The 12,112-nt window shown below is 72.3% G+C and carries 9 protein-coding genes; 4 read left to right on the top strand and 5 right to left on the bottom strand.

The window, feature by feature from the left end; all coding sequences use genetic code 11:
• From AWQ71_RS42335 to AWQ71_RS37335, 3 genes are all read right to left on the bottom strand, one after another.
• Positions 1-553, bottom strand: a 553-nt coding sequence (locus AWQ71_RS42335; RefSeq protein WP_174550787.1) for a lantibiotic dehydratase, incomplete at its 3' end; no start/stop codon positions are given.
• Positions 553-1,314 (bottom strand): thioesterase II family protein, encoded by a 762-nt coding sequence (locus tag AWQ71_RS42330; RefSeq protein WP_067143352.1) that lies wholly within the window; start codon positions 1,312-1,314, stop codon positions 553-555. The genes AWQ71_RS42335 and AWQ71_RS42330, both read right to left, overlap by 1 nt.
• Positions 1,311-4,796 carry an amino acid adenylation domain-containing protein gene (locus AWQ71_RS37335; protein ID WP_245658914.1) on the bottom strand — a complete coding sequence of 1,162 codons (3,486 nt, stop codon included), beginning with the start codon at positions 4,794-4,796 and terminating at the stop codon, positions 1,311-1,313. Before AWQ71_RS37335 ends, AWQ71_RS42330 begins: the two co-directional genes overlap by 4 nt.
• A gap of 241 nt (positions 4,797-5,037) precedes the next feature.
• Between AWQ71_RS37335 and AWQ71_RS37330 the strand changes: the two genes are divergently transcribed.
• Positions 5,038-6,897 carry an AfsR/SARP family transcriptional regulator gene (locus tag AWQ71_RS37330; RefSeq protein ID WP_067143347.1) on the top strand — a complete coding sequence of 620 codons (1,860 nt, stop codon included), beginning with the start codon at positions 5,038-5,040 and terminating at the stop codon, positions 6,895-6,897.
• Positions 6,898-6,924: 27 nt separating this feature from the next.
• Here AWQ71_RS37330 and AWQ71_RS37325 read toward each other — a convergent pair whose 3' ends face one another.
• Complete coding sequence (locus AWQ71_RS37325; protein ID WP_067143344.1) at positions 6,925-7,131, bottom strand: hypothetical protein; 207 nt, start codon at positions 7,129-7,131, stop codon at positions 6,925-6,927.
• A gap of 100 nt (positions 7,132-7,231) precedes the next feature.
• Between AWQ71_RS37325 and AWQ71_RS37320 the strand changes: the two genes are divergently transcribed.
• The gene (locus AWQ71_RS37320) at positions 7,232-8,032 is read left to right on the top strand and encodes a trypsin-like serine protease (protein WP_067143341.1); all 801 of its coding nucleotides are present in this window, start codon (positions 7,232-7,234) and stop codon (positions 8,030-8,032) included.
• A gap of 57 nt (positions 8,033-8,089) precedes the next feature.
• Here the strand turns inward: AWQ71_RS37320 and AWQ71_RS37315 are convergent, their stop codons facing one another.
• Positions 8,090-9,178 (bottom strand): alanine racemase, encoded by a 1,089-nt coding sequence (locus tag AWQ71_RS37315; RefSeq protein ID WP_245658913.1) that lies wholly within the window; start codon positions 9,176-9,178, stop codon positions 8,090-8,092.
• A 145-nt stretch (positions 9,179-9,323) separates the two neighbouring features.
• Between AWQ71_RS37315 and AWQ71_RS37305 the strand changes: the two genes are divergently transcribed.
• Both AWQ71_RS37305 and AWQ71_RS37300 read left to right on the top strand, forming a co-directional pair.
• Positions 9,324-11,471 carry a hypothetical protein gene (locus AWQ71_RS37305; RefSeq protein WP_157570811.1) on the top strand — a complete coding sequence of 716 codons (2,148 nt, stop codon included), beginning with the start codon at positions 9,324-9,326 and terminating at the stop codon, positions 11,469-11,471.
• Positions 11,471-12,049: a hypothetical protein gene (locus AWQ71_RS37300; RefSeq protein ID WP_157570810.1), complete on the top strand. Its 579-nt coding sequence runs from the start codon at positions 11,471-11,473 to the stop codon at positions 12,047-12,049. Before AWQ71_RS37305 ends, AWQ71_RS37300 begins: the two co-directional genes overlap by 1 nt.
• The last annotated feature ends 63 nt before the right edge of the window (positions 12,050-12,112 follow it).

Below are 12,112 nucleotides of genomic sequence, written 5' to 3'. Positions count from 1 at the left end.
CCTTCGAGAGCTGGGCGGTGGCGGCCAGGTGGTCGGCATAGGCCGCCACCGCCCAGCTCTCGAAGGTGACCCGCCGCTCACGCAGCAGCGCGGGACCGGGGCGGATGTCGAGCGGCTGGTCGGAGTCGGCGACGGTGATCCAGCAGACCGGGCCGAAGAAGCCGATGGTCTCGTTCTTGGCGCAGTACCGCTGCCAGTAGCGGGCCACCGCGCGCTCGCGGACGCGGCGGCGCGAGGTGCGGTTCGCCCCCGGCCCCTTCGACAGAATCCCGTCCAGCGCGAAGAGCATGTCCGGGTTCTGCCAGGTGACCGCCTCGCGGAAGAGCGGGTCGGCGGCGATCTCGCAGATCTTGGCCGCTCCGGCCGCGATCGCCTCGGCGAAGACCTTGTCGAAGACCTCGGCGTCGCCGTGGCCGGCGAGCAGGTCGTCGGCGGCGGCAGCGGCGGCGGGCGCGGTGAAGGCGTCCAGCCCGGCGGCCGGGAAGCCGGTGGTGCGCAGCAGCGCGTCCGGCCAGACGGCCCAGCCGGTGTTCCCCAGCGTCACCTTCGCCATCAGGCACCTCCGAGCGTCATGAGGTCGGCCGAAAGCAGGGCGAGCAGCTCCGCCTCGCCGTCCTGGAGGAAGAAGTGACCGCCCTCGACACGGTGGAGCGTGAACCCGGCGGCGGTGAGCTCCTCCCACGCGGCCGTCTGCTCCATGGACACGGACGGGTCGAGCGTGCCGGAGAAGGCCGTGATCGGCACCGGCAGCGGCTCCTCGGGCTGGTAGACGTAGTCGTCCAGCATGGTGAAGTCGGCCCGCAGCGCCGGCAGCAGCAGTTCGAGCAGTTCGGGCTCCTCCGCGACCACCTCGGGCACGCCGCCCCCGGCCACGACCCGCGCCACCAGCTCGTCGTCGGGCAGGCGGGAGAGCCCGTCGAACCTCGAGGTCGCGGCCAGGTGCGGCGCGCGCGCCGCACCCACGTAGAGCCGATCGGGCAGCCGCTTGCCGTCGCGGCGCAGTTCCCGGATCAGCTCGAACGCGATCCGGGCCCCCAGCGAGTGCCCGTACAGCGCGTACGGCCGGGCGTCGGAGGCCACGGCGTCGGCGAGCGCGGCGGCCAGTTCGAGCAGGTCGAGCTCGGCGGGCTCCGCGATCCGGTTCTCCCTGCCGGGGAGCTGGACGCCGTGCACCTCGGCGACCGGCGCGAGAGCGGCGGGCCACGGGTGGAACACGCCGGCGCCCGCCCCGGCGTAGGGCAGGCAGAACAGCCGGGCCGCCGCATGCGGCGCCGGCCGCGGGCAGCGGAACCAGCGGGCGGTCAGTGTGGTCATGAGTCGCCTCCCGGCGGGTCGATCCAGTGACGCTGTCGCTGGAAGGGATAGGTCGGCAGGGGCACCCGCCGCCCCGCGACAGGCGGAGCGGAGGGGCCCGAGGACGGCTCCGCCGCGCCGGCGCCGGACAGGAGCCGGTCGGGGTCGAGCGCCGCGATCGCCTCGGCGAGGTCGCCGCACTCCACCACCACCCGGTGCGCGAAGGAGCGGCGTCCGGCGGCCAGCGTGTACGCCACGTCGGCGAGCGGCAGGTGCGGGTTGGCGGCGAGGTGGTCGCGCAGCCGGACGATCGCCGCGCGCAGCGCCTCGGGGGTGCGCCCGGACACCGGGAGCCGGAACCGGCCGGTTGCCCGGGGCTCCGCCCGCGCCGCGGGCTCCGGGGCCTCGGCCACCAGCACATGGGCGCCGGTGCCGCCGATGCCGATCGCGCTCACCCCGGCGATCCGGGGGCCGCCCTCCGGCCAGGGCGCCGTCTTGGCGGGCAGGTAGAACGGTCCGCGGTCGAGGTCGAGCTGCGGGTTGGGGGAGTCGACGTGCAGGTTGGCCGGGATCTCGCCGTGCCACACCGACAGGACCGCCTTGATGAACCCGGCGATCCCGGCCGCGGCGTCCGTGTGGCCGATGTTGGTCTTGACCGCGCCCAGGGCGCAGTGGCCGGTGCCGCGCGCCCCGGCCGCGCGGAAGGCGCGGGTCAGCGCCTCCACCTCGATGGTGTCGCCGAGCGGCGTGCCGCTGCCGTGCGCCTCCACCAGGCCGATCTCGTCGGGTGCGACGCCCGCGTCGCCGAGCGCGTCGGTCACCGCAGCCACCTGCCCGGCCAGACCCGGTACGGCGAAGCCCGCCCGGGCCGCGCCGTCGTTGCCGACGCCCCAGCCGGGGATCACCGCGTACACGTGGTCGCCGTCGGCCAGCGCGTCGGCGAGCCGCTTCAGCGCGACCACGCCGCTGCCGCTGGAGAACCCGGAGCCCGCCGCCGCGGCGTCGAACGCGCGGCACCGGCCGTCGGGGGAGACCATCCCGCCGGGCGTGTGCCGGTGGCGCGGCCAGGTGACGGTGACGCCGCCCGCGAGCGCGAGGTCGCACCGGTGGTCGGCGAGGCTCTGCGCGGCCAGGCCCACCGCGACCAGGGAGCTGGAGCAGGCGGTCTGCACCGCCACCGCCGGGCCGGTCAGGCCCAGCCGGTACGCGACCTGCCCCGGCAGGTGGTCGGACCGCTGGTGCGGCAGGATCCGCCCCTCCCAGTCGTCGGGGTCGTCCGGCGAGCCGGCGGCCGGGTTGCCGAACAGGTGGAAGAGGAAATATCGGTTGGCCGAGGTCGAGGCGAACACGCCGACCTGCCCGTCGAACCGCTCCGGGTCGCACCCCGCGTCCTCCAGGGCCTCCCAGGCGGTCTCCAGGAAGAGCCGGTGCTGCGGGTCGGTGCGGGCGGCCTCGTCGGCGGTGAATCCGAAGAACTCCGCGTCGAAGTCCGCCACCCCGTCCAGCTTCCCGCCGGAGCGGACGTGCGCGGGGTCGGCGAGCAGCCGGTCGCCGATGCCGAGCGCGCGCAGTTCGGCATCGGAGTAGTCCCAGATGGTGTCCACGCCGTTCGCCAGCACGGACCAGAACGCGGCCGGGCCGGGCGCGCCGGGGAACCGGCAGCCGAGGCCGACCACCGCGATCCGGCCGTCGAGTTCGTCGTCGTACTCCCCGTCGTCTTCGTCATGGTCGTCGCGTACGGCGGGGGCCGGGGGCGTGGCGGTGGGTGCGGCGGCGGGCGGGGCGGCCTGTTCCAGCAGCGCGCGGGCCTGCGCGCGCACCGTCGCGTGCTCGAACAGCGCCGTCATCGGGAACGGCTCGCCGACCAGGTCGGTGAGCCGACGCTGGAGCCGTCCCAGCAGCAAGGAGTGGCCGCCGGCGTCGAAGAAGGGCTCGGTCACGCCGACCTCGGTCACGCCGAGCACCGCGCACCAGGCGGCGTGGACCGCCTCCTCGGCGGGCGTGGCGGGCGGCTCGCCGGAACGGGCCGCGGCCGGGGCGGGCAGCGCCCGCACGTCCACCTTGCCGGTGGGCGTGAGCGGCAGCGCGTCGAGCACCATGACCGCCGCGGGCACCATGTGGTCCGGCAGGTTCTCCACCGCGGAACGGCGCAGCGCGGCCGGGTCGAGGACCGCCCCGGGGACGGGCTGGACGTGCGCGACGAGCCGGTCGCCGGAGAGCGAGACCACGGCCTTGGCCACGCCGGGCCGCGCGGTGAGGTGCGTCTCGACCTCGGCCGGCTCCACGCGGAAGCCGCGCACCTTGATCTGCCGGTCCAGCCGGCCCAGGCAGATCAGCGTGCCGTCGGGCAGCCGGCGGCCGAGGTCTCCGGTGCGGTAGATCCGCCTGCCCTGGCGGTCGGTGGTGAAGCGCTCGGCGGTGCGCTCCGGGTCCCGCCAGTACCCGAGCGCCAGGTGGAGGCCGCGGAGGGCGATCTCACCCTCGACGCGGCAGTCGTCCTCGGCCGAGTCGCCGCCCGGGTCCAGCAGCACCACGTCGTAGCCGGGAAGTGCGCGGCCGATCGGCATCAGCGGCCCGGCCTCGGGGAAGGCGTCCCGCACGTCGAAGGAGGTGTGGTGGTGGGCCACGAAGGTGGCCTCGGTCGCGCCGTACCCGTTGACGAAGAGGCACGCGTCGGCGAACCGGCCGCGGCCCGCGAGCACGTCGTCCCTGGTCACCCGCTCGCCGCCGAGCAGCACGGCGCGTACGGACGGCAATCGGCCGTCCGGCCCGAGGGCGTCGAGCACGTACCGGTAGAGCGTCGGCGTGGAGTGGTAGACGGTCACCTCGCTGTCGGCGAGGCGGCGTACCAGCTCGGCCGGAGTGAGGGCGCGTACGTCGATCGGTACGACGGTCGCGCCGGTCAGCAGCGCGGGATAGATGTCCGGGATGGACGCGTCGAAGCTGACCGAGGCGAGCAGGCTGAGCCGGTCCTCGGGGGTGATCGAGAGGCTGTCGATCTGGTTGCCGACGCAGTGCAGCAGGTTGCGGTGGCTCTGCGCGACCCCCTTCGGCATGCCGGTCGATCCGGAGGTGTAGCGCAGGTACGCCAGCCCGTCCGGCTCGACGGCCGCGCAGGCCGACGGCGGCGTCGGGGTCGCGTCCTCGATGAAGACGATCGGGCCCGGCCGGTCCCCGAGCAGGGTCCGGGCCAACGCCTCGTGCCTCCGGGTGGTGACCAGCACGCTCACGTCGGCGTCGTCGAGCATGTACGCCAGCCGCGGCGCCGGGTACGCCGGGTCCAGCGGCACGTAGACGCAGCCGGCGAGCAGCGCCCCCATGATCGTGGCGATGACCTGGGCGTCGTGTCCGGTGAGCAGGCCGACGCGGGAGCCGGGACGGCCTCCCGCCGCCGCGATGAGGTGCTGGATCCCGCCGGCCGCCGCCGCCAGCTCCGCGTACGTGACCGGGGAACCGGGGGAGAGCACCGCGACGCGATCGGGGGAGCTCCTGACGACGTCCAAGAATCGATCGACTACGGTGTGTCGCATCACCGGATTTCCCGCACGTTGCTCACCATTTCGGATCTTCCGCCGCCCTGTTACGCCATCGGTGATGACTGGCGACTTACTGACAGACGGACGTTAAAGGCCAGCCGTTGCCGATCATTAGCCGTATGATTGCTACGTCCGCAATTGCGGCTAATGCGGCTTTGATTTGACCTTTCGCGGCGATCCACGAGTGGCTCAGGCGGGGGAACCGGCAGTGATCATTGACAGAATCGGTCCCGCGTACGACTTCCAGATTCTCGGGCCGCTCCAGGTCCGGGTGGACGGCACCGCGCTGGCGTTGCCCGCGCGCCATCCGCGGATGCTCCTCGCGGTGCTTCTGCTGCACAACGGCGAGATCATCCCCGAGGGGCGGCTCCTGGAGCAGGTGTGGGGGCACGGCGTGGGCAGCACCATCGCCCTGCGCACGGCCGTGTCGCGGCTGCGCTCCTGGCTGCGCGACAAGGTGGGCGGGGTCGCCGAGGTCGAGCACGTCGGCGGGGGCTACCGGCTGCGGCTGCCGGGCCGATTCCTCGACGCGGCCCGGTTCCGCGCCGCGCTCGCGGCCGACTTCGACGCCCCCGGGACCGATCCGCACCAGCGGCTGGCCGCGCTGATGGGCGCGCTCGAACTCTGGCACGGCCCCGTGCTGGACGGCGCCCCCGAGGGGGTGCGGGAGGAGTCGGAGGTGCGCGCCCTGGAGGACGAGCACGCCCTGTGCCTGCAGCGGCTGGCCGTGCTCGCCATCTCGGTCCAGATGCCCGAGCTGGTCCTGCCCCGCGCTCGCGCCCTCGCCCGGACACGACCGTTCGACGAGCCGCTGCACACCCGGCTGATCGAACTGCACGCCGCCTGCGGCCGGCCCGCCGAGGCCCTCATGGAGTACGAGCGGCTGCGCAGCCGGCTGGCCGAGGAACTGGGCATCGCGCCGAGCGCGGACGCCCAGCACGCCTACCTGACGGTGCTCAACCAGGACCTTCCGCCGTCCGGCGGTTTGGACCGATCCCACGTGGTGAGCCGGGACCACCTCGTCGTCCCGCGCCAGACGCCGCCCGACATCGCCGACTTCACCGGGCGCAGCAAGGCCGTCGCGGTGCTCCTCGACCACCTCAGCGGGCTGCTCGACGACGCGTCCCGGACGACCGCGGTCGTCGCGGGCGTCACGGGCCCGGCCGGGGCGGGCAAGACCACCCTCGCGGTGCACATCGCCCACCGGCTCGAGGGCGCGTACGCGGACGGGCAGTTATACGCCGACCTGCGCGGCGCGGGCATCCCGGAGTCCCCGGCCCGCGTGCTCGGGCGCTTCCTCCGGGCGCTCGGGGTGGCCAAGAACGCCGTCCCGGACGACCCGGCCGAGCGCACCGCGCTGTATCGGAGCCTGGTGAGCGGCCGCCGGATGCTGGTCGTCCTGGACGACGCGGCGGACGAGGCGCAGGTGCGGCCGCTGCTGCCCGGCGCGCCGACGTGCGGCGTCCTGATGACGAGCAGGTCGCGGCTGGTCGGCGTCGGCGGCGCGCGGATCGTCGAGATCGACCGCTTCGACGCCGACCACGCCATCCAGCTGCTCTCGGCGGTCGTCGGGCACGAGCGAGTGACGGCGGAGCCCGCCGCCGCCGCGGAGCTGGTCGCGCTGTGCGACCGGCTCCCTCTCGCGGTGCGTGTCTGCGCCGCCCGGCTCGCCGCGCGGCCGCACTGGCCGCTGGAGGGTCTCGTCGCGCTGCTCCGCGACGAGCACCGCCGGCTCGACGAGCTGAGCGTCGCCGACCTCGCCGTACGGGACGGCCTGCGGCAGAGCTACGCCCGGATGAGGAAGGAGGTCCGGCCGACCCTGGCCCGGCTGGCGCGGCTCGGGCGGAGCGAGTTCACCACCGGCACCGTCGCCGCCGTCTGCGGCCTGGACCACGGCTCCGCCGTGGACCATCTGGGCATCCTGGTCGAGGCCCGGTTCGTCTCGGTGGTCGACACCGGCCAGGCGGGGCGCTTCCATTACCGCGTCGACGACCTGGCCCGGCTGTTCGTCCTCCACCCGGACGGCGCGGGGTTGGAGTCCTCCGAAGGGCTTCAGATCCACTCCTGACCCCGGGCCCGGCGTCACCGCCTCCCGTCAGAGGTGGAACCAGTGAATCCGGCGGCACGCCACGCAGACGAAGCAGGCCGCGTCGCGGTTGGCCCAGTCGAGGTTCATGAATGTCATGCCGGTGGTCTGCAGCTTCCAGCGGTGCTGCTCGAACAGCGCGCCGTCGCAGGTGTCCTGACCCTCGCCTCTCTCGTCATCGGCCGACCGGGCTCTGTGCCGGTCGGCCGATGTCATTTGCCGACCTTCTGCGACGAACCCTGCCGCACGTAGATCTTTTGGTGATCTTTCGCCACAAGCGTGTCACGCAACACCCATGTCCGATTACAGTGCGGGAATGCGTTTTGTCCCTTTTGTCATGCTTCCTGCCGCATTGCTGCTCGGTGTCGTCATCGCCGGTCCCGCGGAGGCCATCACGAACGGCACCGCCGACGGAACCGACCATCCTGAGGTCGGCGCCCTCATCGCCGACAAGCCGCACAGCGACGGGACCTGGTCGTTCTGCACCGGCACGCTGATCTCTTCGACCGTCTTCCTCACCGCCGCCCACTGCGGCGAGGACGTCCACAAGGGGAAGGACGGCAAGAAGACCGCCCGCGTGTCCTTCGTCAGCAAGTACAAAAAGGGCGACAAGCTCTACACCGGCCGTTACGTGGCCGACTCCCGCTTCGGCAAGAACTCCGAGCTCCATGACATGGCCGTCGTCATCTTCGACACCCCGATCACGGACATCACCCCCGCGACGCTCCCCACCAAGGGCCTGCTCGACGAGCTCAAGGCCGACAAGACCCTGCAGACGTCCCAGTTCACCCCTGTCGGGTACGGCTCGCTCAACCCCAAGAAGGGCGCGCACGGGCGCCGGTACATCTACACGGACGCGCGCAGCCAGACGTCCATCTCCTTCGAGGCCCTCACCCCCAGGTGGCTCAAGCTCTCCCTGGACCCGGCGAAGAAGGACGGCGGCACCTGCTTCGGCGACTCGGGCGGCCCCAACTTCCTCGGCGACCGTACCTCCCACCTGCTCGTGGCGACGACGATCAGCGGAGACGACGAGGCGTGCAAGGCGACGAACCTCGACTACCGCCTCGACAGCGCCACCGCTCGCGCGTTCCTCGGCAAGTTCGTCACGCTCCCCTGACTTCCCGCCTCCCTGACTCCCTGCCTTCCTCACTCCCCGCCTCCCGGCGGCGCCCCCTCACCCCCCGACGTAGTGGAAGCCCGGCTTCGGATGCATCAGGAAGTCGTGGTGGGAGATGTTCCACGCGTACGCGCCGGCCATGGTGAACTCCACCACGTCGCCTCGCTCCAGGCGCATCGGCACGCGCCGGGCGAGCACGTCCTTGGGGGTGCAGAGCTGCCCCACGATCGTGACGGGCTCGCCCGGCTCGCCGACGACCACCGGCTGGCTGTGGCCCTTGGTCGCCGGCGTGCGGATGTGGTGGGTGCCGCCCGCCACGACGGCGAACAGCTCCCCGTGCACCCGCTTGACGTCGATCACCCGCGTCACGTACCGCCCGCAGTAGACGGTCAGCGACCGTCCCGGCTCGATCCGCAGCGTCTCACCCGGCCGGCGCAGCGCCGCCAGGCCCCGTCCGTAGGCGTCCCAGTCGAAACGCCGCTCCGGCTCGGCGTAGGAGACCGCCATGCCGCCGCCGAGGTTGACCTCGGTGACCCCGAGCCCCCGCGCGTAGTCCAGGACGGCCGCGGCCAGCTCCAGCAGAGGCCGTGCCTCGAGCCCGCTGGCCAGGTGGGCGTGGATCCCGCGCAGCCGGACCGTGTCCTGCGCGCGGAGCAGTTGCAGGCATTCGTCGATCGCGGCCGGGTCCATGCCGAACGGCGTCGCCCCGCCTCCCATGGCCAGGGACGCGCCCTCGACGGGGACGTCCAGGTTGACCCGGAGCAGCACGTCGGCGGAGCGCCCGGACGCGAGCAGCCGCAGCAGCTCGCCGGGGCTCTCCACATGGAGCCGGGTGACCTCACCGCACAGCTCCGCGTCGGTCTTGCCCGGTCCGCCGAGGGCGACCGGCAGGCCGGGGTGCAGTTCCCGTACGTGCGCCAGCTCCCCGCCCGAGGCGACCTCGAACCCGTCGACGTGCCGGGCGAGGACCCGGAGGAGCTCCGGGTCGGGGTTCGCCTTGACCGCGTAGTAGAGCTCGATGTCTCCGAGCGCCGCGCGTACCGACCGCAGGTGCGCGTCCAGCTCGGCCAGGTCGTAGACGAACGCGGGCAGGCCCTCGGCGGCGAGCGCCGCCGCCGGGGTGTTCGCGGGCAGTGCGGTCGTCACCGTGACCTCCGATTCCGCCCGGGGCGGGCGCGCTCCGAGTATGGGACATATCCGATCTGACGGATATCTTTACGCGGCGGAAAATCGAAATTACTCTCGCTGGAGTCGTCGCGTCCCGCCGACCGCGCTGGAGTCCATCGCCCTCATGGCCCACCCCTTACCCCAGCCGTCGCCGAGCCCGCGGCCCTCGACCGACCCGTCCCCGCCGCCGTCCCAGCCACACGAGCAGCCGTCGCCGACGCCGCAGCCCACGCCGGAGCCGTCGGCGCCCCTCAAGGCGGGCGGCGCCGGCGCCACGGGAGCCTCCGGCGGCGGGCCGTCCCGCGTCCCCGCCCCGCCGGGCGGCACGAGCGCGACCGAGGGATATTCGGGCATCGACCCCGCGCGGATGGACGCCTTCGAGCGGGCGCTGGGGAGGGCGGAGGACGCGCTGGGCCGCAACGAGCAGGTGATCCGCGGCGTGCTGCAACGGCTCGACCTGGACACCTCGGGGTTGAGCGCGCTGCGCGAGGCGCGGAGCTGGATCGAATCGAGCCGCCCCGACCTGCGGCGGCGCGGCGACACCATCCGGTCCGAACGCTCCGAGTGGGGCGCGTCCGCCGGACCTATCGCCCTCGCCGCCTTCAACGAGTCCCAGTACGGCAAGGCGGGCGGCGACCCGGACGTGTACGCGGCGCTCGGCGCGCTCGCCCGGGGCCGCGACACGGGCGAGGTGGACAAGGAGGCGCTGGCCGCGCTCGAGAAGCGCACCGGCGATTCGGCGTTCGCCACCGCGCTGATGAACGCCATGGGCGCGACGGCGTACCGGAAGCTGATGGCCGACACCGCGGAGCGGCGGGACGACAAGGAGGCCAAGCGGCTGCAGACCGCCCTCGCCAAGATGCTGGGGACGGCGAGCTCGCGGCTGAGCGACACCTGGCGGGACGAGCTCACCACCGATCTCGGCGTCGGATGGCGCGAGGGACACGCGGTAGCGCTGGCGCTCAAGCAGGGCACCTTCGCCACCGGTTTCCTTCTCGCCGCCGCCAGGAAGCTCGACGCATGGGATCGGAACGTCTCCAAGGCGCCGACCGGACAGGATCCGGGCGTCATGACCGCGCTCATGGAGGCGCTCAGCCGTGATCCGGTGGCGGCCCAGGACTTCTTCGCCGGCGACCCGACCACGTTGAAGCGGCTGCTGACCGAGCGCGGCATGGCGGACAAGGGAGTGGCGCTGGGCAAGGCGCTGGAGGCCGCCACCCTCACCTTCCGCGACCACGACGGTTCGCCGCAGAACCCCTCGCGCGGCTACCTGTCGGCCAAGCTGGCGTCGGAGCTCGTCCACATCGAGGCCGGCCGGATCGAGAAGGGCTATCCGCCCGCGTCATTCATCCACCCACCCAGCACCGGCCGCATCCTTGCCGGCTACATCGCCGACATCGACCGTGCTGCTCAGAAATCCGACCGGGCCGTGCCCGGTGCCGCGGGCGCAGATAATCCCGGCGCACCGGGGCCTGATCCGTGGGGGGCGAAGTTCGACCAGCAGGAGGTCCGGTGGGTGGCGCGTGAAGCGTTCGCGGATGTCGACGCCTTCACACCTGTCCTCATGGCGCAGACCGTCTTCACCGGACGGCTGCTCGACCACGCAGCTACCCAAATAGCCGCAGGGCAGGGCGACGGCATGCTCAAAACCAATGCGCAACGAGTGGGCGCCGGCTTCGGCCTGATCACCGATGCGGCCGGCCTGGCCAAGATCGATGAAGGCAAGGCGCTGGATGAAGTGCAGCAGTTGAAGATGAAGGTGTTCACCGGAGTGGTCAACACCGCGCTGGCCATCCCACAGTCAGGAAAGTGGCCGATCATCGCTGGAAGCGCCGGAGCCTGGACCGGCCTGATCGAGGACGCCTTCAAGAGTGACGGCGGCGCGGAGACCAAGGCCCGCCGCCAGGCCAACGCCGCCGTCGAGCAGACGCGGACCCTCGTGCACGACCTCACCGCCCAGGCGATGCTCAACCACGGGCTGTTCGGGTCGGCTGATCCTCCCGCCCCCACACATCCGTGGGCCTCTCTTGAAGGCCTGCGCGACGGAGGCGATCCCAGAGACAATCCCAACAACTTCCTGAAAGATGACGGCCGGACCCTCATGACAAAGGAGGAGATGATCGACAAGACGACGAACAACAGCACCGAGAAGACCCGCCGACTGGACGCCTACGATCGATGGCTATACGAGGGGCCCTCGGGAGATCTCTGGCGCGACGTCGAGCTTCGCCTTAACCAGAGTTTCTCCGACGGTTTCGCCCAGTACTCATGATGAGGACACGAATCGCCATAACGGCCGCGCTCGCCTGTGTCCTGGCCTTGTCGACGGCATGCGAGAACGAACAGACGACGGCAGACCTCACTCCGCTGCCGACGGTGGCGGCCCCGCCCTACATCTGTGACCAGATCCCGCTGAAGGCGGTGGAGCTGATGACCGGGGTGCGCAATCCCTTGGTACGCGGCTTCTTCGATCTTTCGGCGGACTTTGGGGATGGGAGCTGTGCGGTCTATCGGCGAGACGGTGATCGGCCTAAGGTCTTGCAGGTCATCCTCACGCCGGCCAGAGTTCCGGGCGAGGTGGAGGAGGAGCTCGAAGGAGCCACGCTGTTGCCGGAGATCGTCCCCGGCTCCATCGGGTACTACTTCAAAGATCCACACGAGGACAAGTACGCCGCGCAGGCAGTGCTCGCCCGTGGCAAGGCGGAGCTCAGTGTCCAGTTGGTGTACGGGGTGAAGGGGCGGGACAACGCCGCGGATGTGCTGGCGTTGATGAAGCTGATCGCGCCCAAGCTCATCACCTCCGCCAGCGCATCGTCTCCCAGCGCGTCGGCCTCTCCCAAGGGGAAGTGACCGGACCCCGAGCGCGGCCCGATGGGCCGCTCGGCTCGGGGAAGGGCCGATGGGAGCTTGGCG

It is taken from the genome of Microtetraspora malaysiensis (assembly GCF_001528665.1).
Lineage (GTDB): Bacteria > Actinomycetota > Actinomycetes > Streptosporangiales > Streptosporangiaceae > Microtetraspora_A > Microtetraspora_A malaysiensis.
The sequence above is the reverse complement of the archived record's forward strand: the minus strand, read 5'-3'. Positions and strand labels throughout refer to the sequence as shown.